The organism is Halomonas saccharevitans (genome assembly GCF_900116405.1).
Lineage (GTDB): Bacteria > Pseudomonadota > Gammaproteobacteria > Pseudomonadales > Halomonadaceae > Halomonas > Halomonas saccharevitans.
This window is the reverse complement of sequence record NZ_FPAQ01000038.1, coordinates 18363-33448: the sequence shown is the minus strand read 5'-3', so window position 1 is coordinate 33448 and position 15086 is coordinate 18363. Positions and strand designations below refer to the sequence as shown.

The 15086-nt window shown below is 64.1% G+C and carries 18 protein-coding genes and 1 pseudogene; 16 read left to right on the top strand and 3 right to left on the bottom strand.

Going from position 1 to position 15086, the window contains the following annotated elements; all coding sequences use genetic code 11:
• The first annotated feature begins 330 nt into the window (after window positions 1-330).
• Window positions 331-780: a protein kinase family protein gene (locus tag BM388_RS17655; protein WP_139233953.1), complete on the top strand. Its 450-nt coding sequence runs from the start codon at window positions 331-333 to the stop codon at window positions 778-780.
• Between the two features lie 84 nt (window positions 781-864).
• On the opposite strand, the gene BM388_RS14685 is transcribed toward BM388_RS17655, so the two are convergent.
• A complete protein-coding gene (locus BM388_RS14685; protein WP_217641081.1) occupies window positions 865-1248 on the bottom strand; it encodes an ATPase domain-containing protein in 384 nt (127 codons plus the stop codon).
• Window positions 1249-1373: 125 nt separating this feature from the next.
• On the opposite strand from BM388_RS14685, the gene BM388_RS14680 reads away from it, so the two are divergent.
• The 15 genes and pseudogenes from BM388_RS14680 (at window position 1374) to BM388_RS14610 (ending at window position 13759) form a co-directional block, all read left to right on the top strand.
• Entirely contained in the window at window positions 1374-3980 is a 2607-nt protein-coding gene (locus BM388_RS14680; RefSeq protein ID WP_089851482.1) for an AAA family ATPase, read from the top strand.
• A gap of 629 nt (window positions 3981-4609) precedes the next feature.
• Window positions 4610-5893, top strand: coding sequence for a tyrosine-type recombinase/integrase (locus BM388_RS14670; RefSeq protein ID WP_089851480.1), 1284 nt, complete (start codon window positions 4610-4612; stop codon window positions 5891-5893).
• A 109-nt stretch (window positions 5894-6002) separates the two neighbouring features.
• Window positions 6003-6650 carry a hypothetical protein gene (locus tag BM388_RS14665; protein WP_089851478.1) on the top strand — a complete coding sequence of 216 codons (648 nt, stop codon included), beginning with the start codon at window positions 6003-6005 and terminating at the stop codon, window positions 6648-6650.
• A gap of 113 nt (window positions 6651-6763) precedes the next feature.
• Window positions 6764-7006, top strand: a complete 243-nt coding sequence (locus BM388_RS14660) for a helix-turn-helix transcriptional regulator (protein WP_089851476.1) — start codon at window positions 6764-6766, stop codon at window positions 7004-7006.
• A 439-nt stretch (window positions 7007-7445) separates the two neighbouring features.
• Window positions 7446-7652, top strand: a complete 207-nt coding sequence (locus BM388_RS14655; protein ID WP_089851474.1) for a hypothetical protein — start codon at window positions 7446-7448, stop codon at window positions 7650-7652.
• Window positions 7649-7867 carry a hypothetical protein gene (locus BM388_RS14650; RefSeq protein WP_089851472.1) on the top strand — a complete coding sequence of 73 codons (219 nt, stop codon included), beginning with the start codon at window positions 7649-7651 and terminating at the stop codon, window positions 7865-7867. Before BM388_RS14655 ends, BM388_RS14650 begins: the two co-directional genes overlap by 4 nt.
• A 113-nt stretch (window positions 7868-7980) precedes the next feature.
• Window positions 7981-8937 carry a toprim domain-containing protein gene (locus BM388_RS14645; protein WP_089851470.1) on the top strand — a complete coding sequence of 319 codons (957 nt, stop codon included), beginning with the start codon at window positions 7981-7983 and terminating at the stop codon, window positions 8935-8937.
• Window positions 8934-10442: a YfjI family protein gene (locus BM388_RS14640; RefSeq protein ID WP_089851468.1), complete on the top strand. Its 1509-nt coding sequence runs from the start codon at window positions 8934-8936 to the stop codon at window positions 10440-10442. The genes BM388_RS14645 and BM388_RS14640 overlap by 4 nt, the downstream gene beginning before the upstream one ends.
• Window positions 10439-11380, top strand: a complete 942-nt coding sequence (locus BM388_RS14635; RefSeq protein WP_139233952.1) for a hypothetical protein — start codon at window positions 10439-10441, stop codon at window positions 11378-11380. Before BM388_RS14640 ends, BM388_RS14635 begins: the two co-directional genes overlap by 4 nt.
• Window positions 11370-11657, top strand: a complete 288-nt coding sequence (locus BM388_RS14630) for an anaphase-promoting complex subunit 10 family protein (RefSeq protein WP_089851464.1) — start codon at window positions 11370-11372, stop codon at window positions 11655-11657. Before BM388_RS14635 ends, BM388_RS14630 begins: the two co-directional genes overlap by 11 nt.
• A gap of 17 nt (window positions 11658-11674) precedes the next feature.
• Entirely contained in the window at window positions 11675-12151 is a 477-nt protein-coding gene (locus tag BM388_RS14625; protein ID WP_089851462.1) for a hypothetical protein, read from the top strand.
• A gap of 83 nt (window positions 12152-12234) precedes the next feature.
• A pseudogene (locus BM388_RS18285) lies at window positions 12235-12570 on the top strand (HGGxSTG domain-containing protein); the annotation flags it as partial.
• A gap of 307 nt (window positions 12571-12877) precedes the next feature.
• The gene (locus BM388_RS17905; RefSeq protein ID WP_175535115.1) at window positions 12878-13054 is read left to right on the top strand and encodes a hypothetical protein; all 177 of its coding nucleotides are present in this window, start codon (window positions 12878-12880) and stop codon (window positions 13052-13054) included.
• Between the two features lie 70 nt (window positions 13055-13124).
• Window positions 13125-13457, top strand: a complete 333-nt coding sequence (locus BM388_RS14615; protein ID WP_089851486.1) for a type II toxin-antitoxin system RelE/ParE family toxin — start codon at window positions 13125-13127, stop codon at window positions 13455-13457.
• Window positions 13454-13759, top strand: coding sequence for an addiction module antidote protein (locus BM388_RS14610; protein WP_089851458.1), 306 nt, complete (start codon window positions 13454-13456; stop codon window positions 13757-13759). Before BM388_RS14615 ends, BM388_RS14610 begins: the two co-directional genes overlap by 4 nt.
• Before the next feature lie 366 nt (window positions 13760-14125).
• On the opposite strand, the gene BM388_RS14605 is transcribed toward BM388_RS14610, so the two are convergent.
• Together BM388_RS14605 and BM388_RS17900 are read right to left on the bottom strand one after the other, a co-directional pair.
• The gene (locus BM388_RS14605; RefSeq protein WP_089851456.1) at window positions 14126-14740 is read right to left on the bottom strand and encodes an exopolysaccharide biosynthesis protein; all 615 of its coding nucleotides are present in this window, start codon (window positions 14738-14740) and stop codon (window positions 14126-14128) included.
• Complete coding sequence (locus tag BM388_RS17900; RefSeq protein ID WP_175535114.1) at window positions 14730-14885, bottom strand: hypothetical protein; 156 nt, start codon at window positions 14883-14885, stop codon at window positions 14730-14732. The genes BM388_RS14605 and BM388_RS17900 overlap by 11 nt, the downstream gene beginning before the upstream one ends.
• Window positions 14886-15086: the final 201 nt, after the last annotated feature.

Sequence of the window (15086 nt, the reverse complement as noted above, 5' to 3'; positions counted from 1 at the left end):
CGCTGACGATGCATGCCCGGCGCATCACCGTGCACCTCGGCGATGCCGCCGACAAATGGTGGCCCACCTTGCTGAAGGGGCTGCCTCGGCTGACGGCCTTGGCCTGACACCCAGCGTCACCAAGATTGACTCGCCAAGTAAGGCGGCCACAACGGAGGTCGACGGCCACGGCTGCGCCGGCGCCAGACATCAATTCCTGATCGTTATGAAAAGATCGGCCAAAAGCCGAATCGGGTATATGCCAACCGTCTACCAAGCGACCGCATGAGGTTGAAGCAGGTCGGTACCGGCAATCGATGGACTCAACACGCTCGTTCTGTGCCCTGATGAATGAGGCGGGTAGACGTTTTTGCACTTGGAGTTATTTTTTTTGAAATGCTGACTGGGGGCATGCATCCCTTGGGTGAAGAAACGATCCTTGTATGGCCTGAACCCAGTGAGGGGAAGAGTCGTCAATGGCGGAGAGAAACTCCTTGGAAAAAATGGCTGAGCAAAGGGGCAAAGATAAAGTATGAATCGGACAGTGTTTCACAAGAAGCATATGAGATCATCAGGTGTTGTTTGGAAATCAATGTCTCGCAAAGATTCACAAAAGAACAGCTCAAGGCCAGGCTGCTCGAACGTTTGAACCTTATAGATAAAGCTTCTTACGATGAGCTTACATGTAGTCTCGACGACTTCGATAGTATTGCTGTTGTAAGCGAGTCGGAGGGGTGGCCTTACTACACAGACCGGGTTGAGATGCTCAATAAAGCATTTTCGGATCAACAAACAAGTTGATGTCATTCAGCCCTCAGCACAGCGAGGTCTGACTTTTAACTTCGCTTGGCACATTTTGCGCACTTGCTATTCTGATATGAGCGATCAGCAAGGAGGCCAGTCCCCATGCCGCACATCGAGACGTTTGCCAGGCGGGCCTGGCAGCTCAGGGAGCAAGGGCGTGCCATCGACGACATCGCCGAGTCGATGGGCAAGCCGTCCCTTCCTGGACGGTGGATCGGCATAGGCCCGCATGTCGATGCCGACGCTCTGCTGATTGCGCGCCAGCTCTTCGGCACCTTCCTCGAAGCTGAGATACAGTACGTTGTCGCCGCGCTCGCAGGCTGCTCGGGCAAAGGCCGCGGCGAAGGTCGTCTTGCCGGTGCCGGACACGCCGGAATACATTGCGGTCGCGCCCCGGTAGATGCCCCCCGCCCAGCATACTGTCCAGTAACGGGATGCCGGTGGACAGCTGCGTCGTGGTGGCACTGGAGCGCAGGCGCGTGCCGGGAGATGTTCGGCTGGCAGCCCGGCGAGACGCTATCCGAGACCCTGAGCAGGCACCTGGATAAGCCTGGTACATTTAGCGGGTGCGAACCGAGAGGCGAAGGTGTATGAAAACGGAAGCAGAGGCGCACGCCAACATCCTTGCGTGGTCTGCAGATAGTCCCGACTGGCAGCGTGACGCACTGCGCCGACTTGCAACGCAAGCGGCCCTGGAGCCGGCCGAGATCGATGAGCTGGCTTCCATTTGCAAGGGAGACAATACGGCGGTCCCGTTGGAAGCGGGGCACCTTCGCGGCCCGAACCGCGATCAGGGGGAAGTCTATCTGCGGCAGGTGCATGGAGTCCGGCATATCAACGCCCTGGCTCACGACCAACGGCTGACTCTCCACCGTGTCGGTTTGACGATCATCTATGGCGACAACGGATCGGGAAAATCCGGCTACGCGCGGATTCTCAAGAAGGTATGTCGCGCCCGTATGTCTGGCCGAGCCGAGGAAATCGCCCCCGACATATATGACGCTGCACCGGGCACGCCGAGCGCCACGATTGAATACGCGATCAGCGGTCAGAACCGCACTTGCGCTTGGCAGCTTGGTCAGGCTGCTGACGCCGCGCTTTCAGGCATCAGTGTGTTCGATTCCCGCACCGCGAACGTCCACGTGGATGATACGAATGACGTGGCTTACACGCCGTTTCCGCTCAAACTGCTTGGTGCACTGGCGCAGCTCTGTAAGTCGGTCAAGGACAAGCTGGCAGCCGATATTACACAGATAAAGGCGCAAACGCCCGAAGCGATCAGGACGCCGACATGTAGCAGGGACACAGCGGTCGGCAAGCTCATGGCCCGTCTCACCGCCAACACTGCGCCGGCGACAGTCGAAGAGCTGGCCACGCTCACGCAAGCAGAGCAAGACCGATTGGCACAGCTCACGGCGGACCTGGCTGGTGATCCGGCTCGCGCGGCGCGCCAGCTTGCGGCGTTGAAGACCAAGGTTGACGGGCACATTGCGCGCCTGGATCGGCTATTTGCTTCAATCAGCGACGAGACCGCCAATAACCTGCGCCGCCTTGCCGTTGATAGCGATGCCGCGCGCCGGGCGGCAGAAGCTGCTTCCAGTGCGCTTTTCCGGGACGAACCGTTGCCGCAGATCGGGTCGGAGGTTTGGCAGGCGCTATGGGCCAGTGCCCGAGCGTTTTCTGACGCGGAAGCCTATCCCGAACAGCACTTCCCTGTGACAGATCCCGGCAGCGCATGCGTGCTTTGCCAGCAGGAATTGACGCCCGTCGCCGCTGATCGCCTTAATCGCTTCGAGGCATTTGTGCGTGATGACAGCCAACAACGTGCCGAGGCTGCGCGCCTCGCATACGACCGGGCACTGGCAACGTTCAAGGGAGAGGCTGTTTCGTTGGCCGAGTTGGCGAACATTGTGGCAACCGTCCGCGACGAACTGCGCCAGGATCCCTTGGCGATGGAGGTTAGGGGGGCGACCTTGCGCGCCCTGTGGCGTCATCGCCAGATCAGGCGACGCCACGCAAACCCAAGCACCGCTATTGACGTGCCCATTACGGAGTATTCGCGTCAGGTGCTGGTCGATCAAGCAGCGGGCATTGAAATTCGGGCGAACGCCCTTGTCGCGGAGGCGGGCTCGCCAGCTCGCGCCGCCTTGCTTGCCGAAAAGGCCGAGCTTGCGGATCGGCAATGGCTTGGTGGCATCAAAGCCGATGCTCTTGCCGAAATCGAACGTCAGAAGAAAATCGCACTGCTTGAGACGGCCAAGCGGGACACTGCTACCAACCGCGTCACCACAAAGAGCACCGAGATCGCTCAGGCGTTGGTTACGGACACGCTACGCGCGCAATTTGCTCGCGAGGTGGCGAGCTTCGAGATTGCTGGCCTCGCTGTGGAGCTTCGACAGCAAAACAGCGTTCAGGGCATCCCTCGCTTCAAGGTCGCACTTACAAGGAAGCCCACGGCTGCGGTGGGACAGGTTTTGAGCGAAGGCGAGCATCGCTGCGCAGCCTTGGCTGCGTTCATGGCCGAACTCGCCACCACCGAAAACAAGTCTGGCATCGTCTTTGACGATCCCGTTTCCTCGCTCGATCATATGCACCGGGAGGCCGTGGCCAAGCGCCTGGTTGCTGAGGCCGCGCATCGCCAGGTCATCGTCTTCACCCATGACCTGGCGTTCCTGTTCGAGTTGAATCGCGCGGCGGACGATGCGCAGCCTAAGCCGCAGGTTGCGATTAGCTCCATCAGCCGTGGTGCTGACAAGGCAGGCTTTTGCCGCAGCGAGCCGCCATTCAAAGCGCGTCGGGTCAGTGACATCACCACAAGTCTTAATAATCAGCTTGCGGGCGAACGCTTCCATTTTGAGCAAGGCAATCACGACGAGTGGCGGAAGTCCGTCAAATCCATCGCGGCAACGTTGCGTGATACGTGGGAGATCGCGGTTGAAGAAGCCGTTGGGCACGTCATCCGGCGACTGTCCAATGAAGTGAAGACGCCTGGCTTGATTAAGCTGACCGCGATCACGGCTGCCGACTGCGAGGCCATGCGGGACGGATTTGGTCGCTGTTCCGGGCTGCTACACAGCGCCGCCGCTGCGTTGAACCGTCCTTTGCCGAGACCGGAAGCACTGGCGGCAGAGATTGATGCTTTGGCGGCCTGGGCCGATGACATGCGGCGGCGCCAGAATGCTGTTAGGTTGCCATGATTTTTGTATCACTTGACTACTAATCGACACTGGATGTTTAGGCAACACGATTTGAGCAGACGCTGCAGTCTAGATGATGCCCGAGCTCAGGCTAAATTTCTCGTCTATCGGTACACTAGCGGTGCACTCATCCGTTCTGTCCGCCTTCGCAAAATTACGTTAACCTACTGTCACGCATATGCTTTTACTTTATCTGACTTACGGTGGGCTACTCTTGATTTTGCTGGGCTTGCAGCGTTGCGTGCAAACTCATAATCCCTTGTTCGTACATGCATTGTGAAAAACCTGTGGCATAGCGCCGTAACCTAGGCAGCGGACGCTCGTCCGCTGCAATGGCTGGCTTAATGTGGTCGCAGTTTGGTCGCAGATCGTAGCGAATCCATGTGTCATGTGTAACCAATGTAAAATTTCAAGAGATTGATTTATCGACAAAAGCCCGTAGCAAGCGCGGCCTGGAATTGTCGAAAAACGGATTCAAAATCCGCCGGGTGCAAGCCCTTGTCGGTTCGAGTCCGACCGCCGGTACCACCTAAAACAAGCACTTAGCCGCCCTTCCTTGTGGCTGAGAGTGGCATAGACTAGCATCCAATAACGTTTCCATATTGGGACAGGTATTGGGACAAGCTGCTATGCCGAGGAAAGCCCGAGAACTATCCGCCCTTGAGGTCCGACGCCTCACCGCCCCAGGCCGCTACGCGGTCGGCGGTGTCGATGGCCTATTCCTGCGAGTGACCAAAGCCGGCAGCCGGTCGTGGGTACTGCGCTACCCCACCGGAGAGAAGCGGGAGTCTGCCAACGGCAAGCCGTTCTCCGTCTACCGCGATATTGGGCTGGGCAGTTTTCCCAATACCAGCCTGGCCAACGCCCGCAAGAAGGCCGAGGCGATCCGCGAGAAGCTGGCCGAGGGTATCGACCCCCTGACCGAGAAGAAGGCCGCCAAGCAGGCGCGTCGAGCCGCTGAGCTGCGCCGGCTGTCCTTCGCCCAGGCCGCTGAAGCCGTGGTGAAGATCAAACAGGCCGAGGCCAGCAGCGCCAAGCACGCCCGCCAGTGGGAGACCTCGCTGGCCACCTATGCAGTTCCCGAGCTGGGCAGCATGGCGGTGAGCGACATCGAGCTGGTCCACGTCAAGCAGGCGCTTGAGCCCATCTGGCAGAGCAAGCCCGTCACCGCCGCCCGCGTGCGCCAGCGCATCGAGGCCGTGCTGGCGTGGGCAACTGCCCATGGCCACCGTGCCGGCCCGAATCCCGCCGCCTGGAAAGGCAATCTGGATGCAGTGCTGCCGGCACCGGGCAAGATCACGAAGAAGGTCCACCACCGCGCCATGCCCATCGACGCCATGCCCGAGTTTTGGGCGCGGCTCCGCGAGCGTGACGACACCCCCGCCCTGGCGCTGGCATTCACGATCCTGACCGGCTGCCGGTCCGGCGAGGTGCTGGGCGCCCGCTGGGAGGAGATCGACCTGGCCAACGCCGCCTGGACCATCCCGCCTGAGCGCATGAAGGGCCGGCGAGAACATCGTGTCCCGCTGGCGCCAGCCGCTATCGAGCTGTTGCAAGCACTCCCCCAGGCCGAGGAGGGGCTGGTATTCACCCGCAACCATGGCCGCAAGCTGAGCGACCGGGCGATGACCGACCTACTGGCCACCATGGGCGAGAAGGAGAGGGCGACCGTCCACGGGTTCCGTAGCACCCTGCGGGACTGGCTGAGCGAGCGCACCGCGACCCCGCATGACGTGGCCGAGATGGTGCTGGCGCACGCCATCGGCAACCAAGCCGAGGCCGCCTATCGGCGTGGCGACCTCATGGCCAAGCGTGCCCGCGTGATGAAGCAGTGGGCGACCTTCTTGGCCACCCCTGCCAGCGCCAGCGGCAAGGTGGCAACGATCCGCCAGAACAAGGTGGCCGCCGAGTAGCCGGCGCCACCGTCCCCGTTGGCTGGCTAGGGCCGATCACCCGAAAGCATGGCAACTCCACCATGCCCGCCAGCCATCCCTTCCATGGAGTGAGCGCGAGGAGTAGCGCATGGCACTATCACCGTGGTCAGTGGCCCGTGAGATGGATTACGAGGAGGTCGCCTGCATCTTGGCCGGGTATGACCCTGCCGAGGTTTCTGCATTGCTGCGACATGGCCCGGAGTTCGAGCACCAAGTTGTTGAGGTATTCGCTTGGAAACGCCAGTTGGTCGAAGCCGTTGGGCGCGGCGACCTGAAGTCTGAATTGATCCTGGTCTACGGTTACCCCCCGGGGGGCGACCGAACTTCCAAGTCGTGGTTCCGAGAAGACGAGACCACCCTGTACATGAACGTCTTCGAGGTCGATGAAATTAGGATGCAGCTTCAAAGGACTGAAGTCGCACGGTGGCTGAAGGCTTCAGGCCATGCCGACGATGACATTCCCGAGGCGCTGCGCGTGACGCCCAAGCCCCGGACGCCAGTCGCTCCCGAAGACAAGCCCCCGCACCACCGGCGCCGGCATACCTACCTGACATTGATTGAGGCGCTGGCGCTTGAGGTGCTGGGCGGTGAGATACCTGCCGAGCCCTACAAGGCTGCCGCTGTCCTTCAAGCCGTGTTGGAGCGCCAAGGGCTGAAGCTGGACAAAGACCCAATAGCGAAGACGGTGAAGGAGATACAAGCCGCCCGCGATGACCGTGCCACCGAGCGTCCATGATTCGAGATACACCTATCTGGAACCTATAAGGAACGCCGCCCGTTCCATTTGGAACAAGGCGTGAAAGCGCCACGCCATGCTGCCTGTGAATCCACAGCACGAGGCAGAACCATATGGCACAGGCAACCCACCGCGACACCACCGCCCAGGAGAGCCAAGGCGCCAGCATCACCGACCGCGCCTGGCTGTCCGTCAAGCAACTGTCCAACCGCTATGGCACCCATGAGGCCACCATCTGGCGCTGGGTGCGCGAGGGGCGCTACCCCAAGCCCGTAAAGCTGGCCGGGGGCAGTCTCACCCGTTGGTCACTGAGCGACGTTGAAGACTGGGAGCAGGACCAGCGGGAGGCGTCCTGATGCTTGCCCATGCCACCCCGCGCCGCTATGCTCAGGGGGCTGCTGCAAATTCAGCAGCCGACCTTGGCCGGTCGAGAGACTTCAGGCGCACAAGCGCCAGCATCATGTCGGGCGCTTTTTTCGTGCCTGCCATGCGCAATGGCGGCTGTGCGCGGGACACCTCCGGGTGTGCCGGGTTCCTGAAGTCCCGGTCGGCCAACCCGCGTACAGTCGCCCCCATCCGCTGCTTGGCCGCAGCCGGGGACGACTCCTCAACTTCAGGAGTCTCACCCATGCTCCCTACCCGCAATCCATCTGCACGCGCCGCCGCCCACCGGGCAATGGCCCGCGCTGCGCTGTTCGCTGATTCCAGCGCCAGCACCCGCCTGAAGCGATACAACCACCACACCGAGAAAGCCCGCCGCCTGGAGGCCGCTGCCCGTGGCCAGGAGGTGGCGTCATGACTCCCCTCCAGATCAAAGACCGCATCGACGATCACACCCGCCAGGCGTGGGCGCTGAGCGAGTTCCTGCTGGCGTACTACAACGACGCCGAGGAGGACCGCTGCACCATGAGCAACGAGGTGATGTCCGGCCTGATGGAGAACATGGCCGACCACCTCCGTGCCATCCGCGAGCTGAATAGCGAGCAGGGGGGTGACTCATGACGCCCACCGACATCGTGATTGAGGCCGGCGCCCTGAGTCTGGGCGATGCCATCGACCACACCCGCTGGGCGATCCGCGAGCAGGCGCCTACCGCCTTTCAGGTCGTCACCGAGCATGGCGTTCTTGTGCTGTCCGAGCGCGAGAAAGCCGACCTTCGCCTGTTCCTCAACGTGCTGCTGACGCGGCGCCTGGAGACGCTGGAGGCCGCCTACTGATGTTTGCCATCGCTCACACCCTGGCCGCTTGCTGGCGCTGGCTGGCCGGGGCGATCCGACCGAAGCGCCACCCCAATCACCACCACCGCCGTGAGGCGAAGGAGCAGTGACCTATGCAGACCGAAATGAGAAAGGCCCGGCCCTCTGTTGAGAGCCGGACCCGACACAATGCGCCACACCCAGCGCACCGCCAGTCTACCACCATCGAGTCAGCACTGGCTGAAGCCCTGGCCGCCCGTGGCGTCACCGGCCTGGCGATCCGCGCCGACGGAGACGTTCACCGCTTCGACGCCCCGGACAAGCGACGGGGCAACCTGGCCGGCTGGTATGTCTGCCCCTCCCTGGAGGTGGCGGTATTCGGGTTCTGGCACACCGGGGAGCAACAGACCGTCACCGTGGCCGGCGAGCATGACCCTATCGCCGCCGAGCAGGCCCGTCAGGCTGCCGCGAAGGCGCGACGCGAGCGAGAGGCCAGGCGCCAGCAGGAGCAGGCTCAGACCGCCCAGCAGGCCCGCCAGGAGTGGGACGCTGCCGCCCTGGCTGACCAGCGCCACCCCTACCTCACCGCTAAGCGTGTGCAGCCTCACAGCCTGCGCCAGCAGGGCGGCGTGTTGCTGGTGCCCCTGCATGCCGATGGCGAGCTGGTGAACCTACAGCGCATCCGAGCGGACGGCACAAAGCGGTTCCTCAAGCGTGGCAGGATCAAGGGCGCCGCCTCCCTGGTGGGCCGGCTGGCTGGCGCTGGGCATGTCTATGTCACCGAGGGCTGGGCAACAGCGGCGACGATCCATGAGGCGAGCGGCTGCCCGGTCGTGGCCACCATGGCTGCGAACAACCTTGAGCCCGTAGCCCGCACCCTGCGCCGCAACCTGCCGGCCCATATCGCCATCACCATCGCCGCCGATAACGACAGGCGTAAAGCTGGGAATGCCGGCCTGACCTATGGCCGCCATGCCGCCGAGATCATCGGCGCCGACATCACCTGGCCGCGCTTCCCTTGCGAAGACTGCGCCTGTTCCGACTTCAACGACCTCGCCGCCTGTGAAGGCCGCAAGGAGGCTGCCGCATGACTTCCATCCTCACCCAACTGCACGACACCGCCGAGCCTATGGAGCCACCCAGGGCGCTGCCGTCCAGCCTGCCACCTGTCGAGGCATTCAGCCCCGAGATGCTGCCCGAGGCGATCCGGCCTTACGTCATGGACGTGGCCCAGCGCCAGCAGTCTGCGCCGGAGTATTGCGCCGTGGTGGCCCTGGTCGGCCTGGCCGGCGTAGTAGGCCGCAAGGTGCTGATGCGCCCGAAGCGTTACGACGACTGGACCATCACGCCGAACCTGTGGGGCGCCCTCATTGGTGGTCCGTCTTCGATGAAGTCGCCCACCCTCAAGGCAATGCGCTTCCCCCTAGACGCCATCGAGGCGGAGCTACGCGAGGAGCACGAGGCAACGCTGGCCCAGCATGCCGATGATGCTGAGATCGTTGGTATGGAGCGCGATGCCGCCAAGCAGCGGGCGAAGAAGAAGGCCAAGGATGGAGACCGGGAAGGAGCCCGCGCCGAGCTGGCCAAGGTCGCCAGCCTGGAGGAGCCGCCCGAGTCACCGCCCCGCCTGACCGTGAATGACGCCAGCGTGGAGGCGCTGGGCGAGCGGCTGAACGAGAACCCCAACGGCCTGACGCTGGTGCGCGATGAGCTGTCCGGCTGGCTGGCCAAGATGCAGCAGGAGGAGCACGCCGCTGACCGAGCGTTCTATCTGGAGTGCTTCAACGGCGATGGACGCTACACCTATGACCGCATTGGGCGCGGCACCATCGCCATCGAGAACTGCAACCTGTCCATCATCGGTGGTATCCAGCCGGCGAAGATTGCCCCGCTGGTGCGAGGCGTGGCCAAGGGCACCGACGATGACGGCCTGATTCAGCGGTTCCAACTGGCGGTATGGCCGGACCAGCCCAAGCACTGGCAGTGGGTAGACCGGGCGCCATCGGCTGAGGCCAAGGACCGTTACCGGCAAGCGTTCTATGCGCTCCACGCCATGTCCTTCGAGACCGAGGACGGCGAGCCGCCGACCTGGCGTTTCAGCGATCACGCCCAGGCCGAGTTCATCACGTGGATGGAGGAGCTTCACGCCGAGGCCCGGAGCGGCGAGCTGCCCCCGGCCCTGGAGTCCCACCTGCTGAAGATGCCCAAGACCGTCTGCGCGCTGGCGCTGCTGTTCGCCCTGGTGGACGGCGAGCAAGGCGAAGTCGGCCATGCTTCCACCTGCCGCGCCCTGGCATGGGCCGAGTTCCTGCGCAGCCACACGCTGCGGCTGTACAGCGCCGTCACCGGGAGTCAGGTTGCAGGCGCCCACCTGATCCACCAACGCCGCGACAAGCTGCCCCAGCCGTTTACTGCCCGCGACGTGCGCCGCAAGCACTGGGCGGGCCTGGCCGGCGTGGACGAGGTTCGCGAGGCCATCGAGGTATTGGAGGACCATCACCACGTTCGCAGCTTCGAGGTGCCTGCCGAGACCGGGCGCCCGAAGACCGTCTTCTACTGGCATCCGAGCCTTGCGCCGAAGGAGGGGGAGTCATGAACCGTTGGCTGGAAAAACTGGGAAATGCGCCCGGTAGTGAACTGCCAAAAGTGCCAAAAAGGGGTTCTGTCAGTTTTGGCAGTGCCCCACCCGGCGCTTTTGAGGAAAAAAACGCATCGGGCAACCGCTGGCTGGCAAAGCTGAACAAGGCGCCCCGGCACCTGGAGGAAGTGCCACCGGCCCCAGCACCGACCGTAGCCGAGGACAGCCCGCTGGCCTTAGTGGTAACGCCTGAGCCTACCGAGCCGAAGGGGGCACCCGCCCCCTTGCAGGAGGTCGAGCGCATCATCGAAGTGCTGGTGCGGGAGGTGGGCCGAGACCTTGGCCCCGACCTGGTGAACCTGATGCGTCGAGCCATGGGACCGCTGGACCGTGGCACCCGCGCCACCCTGGCTGCCGAGATCGACAACGCCTTCGAGGCTGCCCCGGGTATCCAACAGGCCCGAGAGCAGGTCGCCCAGGCGATCCGGGGCAGGGTGGGAGACCCACCACCGGCAACGCTGGATGACTGGCTGGCCTGGATCGAGGCCCGCTGCCCGATCAATGCCGACGACCGCCGCCACCTGGCCGACCGGCTTAAGTGGCTGGCGCCGGCAAAGCTGGCCACCACCTGCCGCTGGTATGCCCAGGCATGGGCGAAGGCCGCTGCCGACGAGCCCGAGACCCACCGCCAGGAGAATGCAGGCAGGAGGGCCGCGAACGCTTCACTGCTGACGCCCAGGGCGGCAACGCTGACCAAGGCGACCTATCACCCGCGCCAGCATCAGAACGGCACACCTGAGCCGCTGCCGGCTGGCGTGCGCATGAGCTGGACGCTTCGAGTGGACGGCAGGCGTCTGGCGATTGCTGGGCGACCGATGACCGAGGAGGAGGCGCTGGCGTCCGCCCGTGCCCGCTGGCCTGGTGCTGACGTGGAGGTGCTGACTGATGCTGATTGATGATGCGATCCGCGAGGCCAGCCGCCTGCTGGCCAGCCTGCGCTCGATGCGTGCCACCCAGGAGGTGGTGGACGAGGCCGAGCTGGCGCTGTCTGCCCTGGAGCACGGCAACCCCAGCCACCACACGCTGGACTTCGTGGCCGACGCCCTGGAGCGCATCGACGCCAACCTGCCCCACGGCGCCCTGGCCGGGTTCGTGCGGGTCCGCATCCGCACCATGGCCGGCATCGTCACCGCGATGCAGGACGACGCCCCGACACCACCACCCGCCGCCTGACCCTGGAGAACACCACCATGACGACCATCACCCGCGACTCACTGGCCCAGGCCGCCCAGGAGGGCACCGGCATCGCGCACCTGAGCCCAGGGCAGGCATGGGCAGCCCATCGCTTGGCCATGCCACCGGAACGCCTGGAGAAGCCGCTGGCGCCGCATATCGCCGCGCTGCTGGAGAACGTCGAGCGCATGGCTGCCCGCCAGTTCTTCGCCAGTGCCGACCGAGACAACGCCGAGTCGATCATTCGGGCAGCCCATGACGAGGCCCACCCGATGTACCTGCGAGCGCCGATGCTGGAGACGCTGCGCCAAGGTATGGTCGAGTGCCTGCCGGGGCTGACGCCCTCCGGGGTGAACGACAAGGGCGAAGCGGTCTACCGCCTGGCCGACATTGCCTCCGCCCTGGACGTGCCCGAGGACGAGCTGTTGGCCAGGGCCGAGGCCATGGGGATGAAGGACCGGATGGAGGCTGGCCCGGTTCATCCGCTTCACTGAGGGGATAACCGCAAAGTCCCTGCGTACTACTAGTGGCGAAGCCCCTTCGCGCACCCTGGCCGCGCACTACTGGTGAACGGTGAATGCCAAGGGGAAACGCCTTGCTTCAACGATTCACGTGGTACGCACCTCCGGTACGAATCCCGAGCCCCTGCTGGGGTAAGGTTCCGGTAAGGGTGGCGGAGTTTTCGGAGCAGTACGCACGTGAGGCCCGAGGAGGATCACCGATGGACGATCAAGCCGAGTTGCGCCGCCGATACCGGGCATGGTCCCGAGCCGTGGCCAGGGGTGAGCGCCTACTTTTCCCCGAGGCGTGCCGCGACCTGCGCTGCGGGGCGAAGACGCGGGCCGGGACACCTTGTAAGCGCCGCGACCTGTACGCATCGGGCCGCTGCCATCTCCACGGGGGCGCATCGACCGGGCCGAAGTCGGGGCCGAGGGCGAAGCGACCGGAGCCGCCGAAGGTGGAACCGCCCTACGATCCTTCGACCAATCCCGAGGTGCTGGACGCCCTGCGCCGTCAGGGCATCCCGGTAGGCGACCTGGCCGAACGGGTCCGGTATCGGTAGCCGACCGGCTGAGATTCCAGCCCAGCGCCGGGGCGATCCGGGTCCATACCCCATGGGCGATCACGCTTCATCACGGCTAGACCCCATGAGAACCTGAGAAAACCCAAGGTCCAAACCCCATGAGAGGCTGGCAAATGTTGGCATCGAGGAGCTGGTGATGGGCGACACAAAGCATGGCCACAACCGGCTCACCCGGGAGGAGGTCGAGTCGCTGCGCGAGGAGATGCGCCAGGCCGAGACGCGGCTGGCGATCCTGGCCGCCCGGAGTCCTGCGGTCCATCGGCTCAAGGCAGTGCTGAAGGCTGAACCTGACGAGCCGGACGCCGAGGGATAGGTATGCAGCAGTCGAGATACTGCTGGCGCTCCCCATTCCCTTTTGTAGCTTTTAGGCTACAATGCTCCCGATGATGGAGCTGACGCACTACCTCACCGCTGACGGCCACGATCCGTTTCAAGCCTGGCTGGAAGCCACCAAGGGCAAGGATCGTCAGGCCGCGATGCGTGTGCTGACTCGCCTCAACCGCTTGGCTGCTGGGAATGCAGGAGACACCAAGGCTGTTGGCGACGGAGTGCTGGAGCTGCGCATCGACTACGGACCTGGCTACCGCGTGTATTACGCCAAGGTGGGCAGGCGCCTGGTGATGTTGTTAATCGGTGGGACCAAGAAGCGCCAGCAGGCCGACATCGAGCAGGCCAAGGAGTTTCTGGCTGACCACCGGAGGAGAGCACGAAGATGAAAAGCCACGACACCGCTGTTATCGAGATGCTGCGCGACGATCCTGACATGGCGCTTGATTACCTGCGCACTGCCTTCGATGAGCTGGACGAGGAGGGGGGAGAGTCTGCCTTCCTGCTGGCGCTGCGCCATGTGGTGGAAGCCCAGGGCGGCATGGCTGCTGTGGCTGAGCGTGCCAAGGTCTCACGCGAGAGCCTGTACCGGGCATTGTCTCCCAAGGGGAACCCGACCCTGCGCACCATGACCGCCGTTATCAAGGCGACTGGCATCCACTTCCACGACCTGACGCACCAAGCTTCCTGAACTGGCCCCTGAGCTGGCCTGCAAGCGTGGCAGGGAGTGGCATCCCATATCACCCAAGCGCATTCTGAGTATTGGGGCAGGAATTGGGATTTTTCCGATAGCCGCCTGCAAGATGCTGATTGTATTGGCCTCGCGTCGGATTCAAAATCCGCCGGGGGCAACCTCTTGTCGGTTCGAGTCCGACCGCCGGTACCAGCACCATCACGCCCTCCGCGGCGCCATCCCAGCACTACCCCCTCTCGACCCTTCGATTCCCGCGCCCTCCATCAAGCGTGGCGTTTCCGCGTGCCTGCTCAGTCGATGCGGGTCTCCCGGAAGCCGGCGTTGATCAGGCAGTAGAGCCCGTAGCTCAAGAGCCCGAGTCCTTCAGGCCAGCCCGATGACGACCAGGGCCAGGGTGCCGAAGGTCAGGAAATAGCCCAGCAGGGCCATCAGGCCGTCGTGGGCGAGCAGCGCCAGGGCGAACAGGGTCAGGGCGAGCCCCGCGCCGTTGGCGGTGAAGGGCACCACCTCCATGGGCGGCATGGCCAGGGCGATCAGCAGGCAGGTCACGGCGACGGGAAGGTGCGCCGGCGGTCGGGTGAGCCATGTCAGGCGCGGCTTGAGCAGGCGGTCGATCCAGTGCGCCGGTCGCTGCATCCAGCGCACGACCGCAACGAAGCGTGCCCGGGAAACGCGGCGGCTCAGCAGCCAGCTCGGCAGCCAGATATGCTCCCGGCCGGCCAGCAGCTGCACGGCGGCGAGCACCACCAGCGCCGCCATCAGGGTCGGCACGCCAGGGATGTCGCCGATCAGCGGCGCCAGGGTGACGAGCCCCGCCACCAGCAGGAAGGGGGCGAAGGAGCGCTGCCCGAGGCTATCGAGGATGGCCTCGAGGCTGACGCTCTCGGCGTGGCGCCCGGCTCCCTGGACTCGCGCCAGCAGCTGGCCCAGCTCGCCCCGGGGGGTCTCCGGCTCGGGGTCGGTGGCCTCACCGGCCATGGCGTTTGCGCGTCCATAGCAGCAGGATACCGAGCAGCAGCAGGGCGGGGCCGACGAAGCCGACGGGGCTGTCGGTCTGCCAGCCGATGACCGGCAGCAGGGCGCCTGCGATCAGCAGGGCGATGGCCAGGGTGCGAACCGACATGGGCGGTGTCTCCGTGCGGGTGTCCGGCCAGTGTAACTGCCTGATCGCCGGGGCTGTAGCCACCCGATGGTCTGTCCGCCCAGGACTGTCACCGGCCGGCGGGATGGCGTAGAGTAGCTTGTTTACAGTCCTTCGCCCTTTTGTCGGTGAAGGGCTGTTTTCGTTGGCAACCCCGCAAGCGTGCAATCAGCGTTAATGTTG

Coding starts and splice junctions, on each gene's coding strand:
- BM388_RS17655 (WP_139233953.1), top strand. CDS start 331: ATGAGGCGGGTAGACGTTTTTGCACTTGGAGTTATTTTTTTTGAAATG.
- BM388_RS14680 (WP_089851482.1), top strand. CDS start 1,374: ATGAAAACGGAAGCAGAGGCGCACGCCAACATCCTTGCGTGGTCTGCA.
- BM388_RS14670 (WP_089851480.1), top strand. CDS start 4,610: ATGCCGAGGAAAGCCCGAGAACTATCCGCCCTTGAGGTCCGACGCCTC.
- BM388_RS14665 (WP_089851478.1), top strand. CDS start 6,003: ATGGCACTATCACCGTGGTCAGTGGCCCGTGAGATGGATTACGAGGAG.
- BM388_RS14660 (WP_089851476.1), top strand. CDS start 6,764: ATGGCACAGGCAACCCACCGCGACACCACCGCCCAGGAGAGCCAAGGC.
- BM388_RS14655 (WP_089851474.1), top strand. CDS start 7,446: ATGACTCCCCTCCAGATCAAAGACCGCATCGACGATCACACCCGCCAG.
- BM388_RS14650 (WP_089851472.1), top strand. CDS start 7,649: ATGACGCCCACCGACATCGTGATTGAGGCCGGCGCCCTGAGTCTGGGC.
- BM388_RS14645 (WP_089851470.1), top strand. CDS start 7,981: ATGCAGACCGAAATGAGAAAGGCCCGGCCCTCTGTTGAGAGCCGGACC.
- BM388_RS14640 (WP_089851468.1), top strand. CDS start 8,934: ATGACTTCCATCCTCACCCAACTGCACGACACCGCCGAGCCTATGGAG.
- BM388_RS14635 (WP_139233952.1), top strand. CDS start 10,439: ATGAACCGTTGGCTGGAAAAACTGGGAAATGCGCCCGGTAGTGAACTG.
- BM388_RS14630 (WP_089851464.1), top strand. CDS start 11,370: ATGCTGATTGATGATGCGATCCGCGAGGCCAGCCGCCTGCTGGCCAGC.
- BM388_RS14625 (WP_089851462.1), top strand. CDS start 11,675: ATGACGACCATCACCCGCGACTCACTGGCCCAGGCCGCCCAGGAGGGC.
- BM388_RS17905 (WP_175535115.1), top strand. CDS start 12,878: ATGGGCGACACAAAGCATGGCCACAACCGGCTCACCCGGGAGGAGGTC.
- BM388_RS14615 (WP_089851486.1), top strand. CDS start 13,125: ATGATGGAGCTGACGCACTACCTCACCGCTGACGGCCACGATCCGTTT.
- BM388_RS14610 (WP_089851458.1), top strand. CDS start 13,454: ATGAAAAGCCACGACACCGCTGTTATCGAGATGCTGCGCGACGATCCT.
- BM388_RS14605 (WP_089851456.1), bottom strand. CDS start 14,740: ATGGCCGGTGAGGCCACCGACCCCGAGCCGGAGACCCCCCGGGGCGAG.
- BM388_RS17900 (WP_175535114.1), bottom strand. CDS start 14,885: ATGTCGGTTCGCACCCTGGCCATCGCCCTGCTGATCGCAGGCGCCCTG.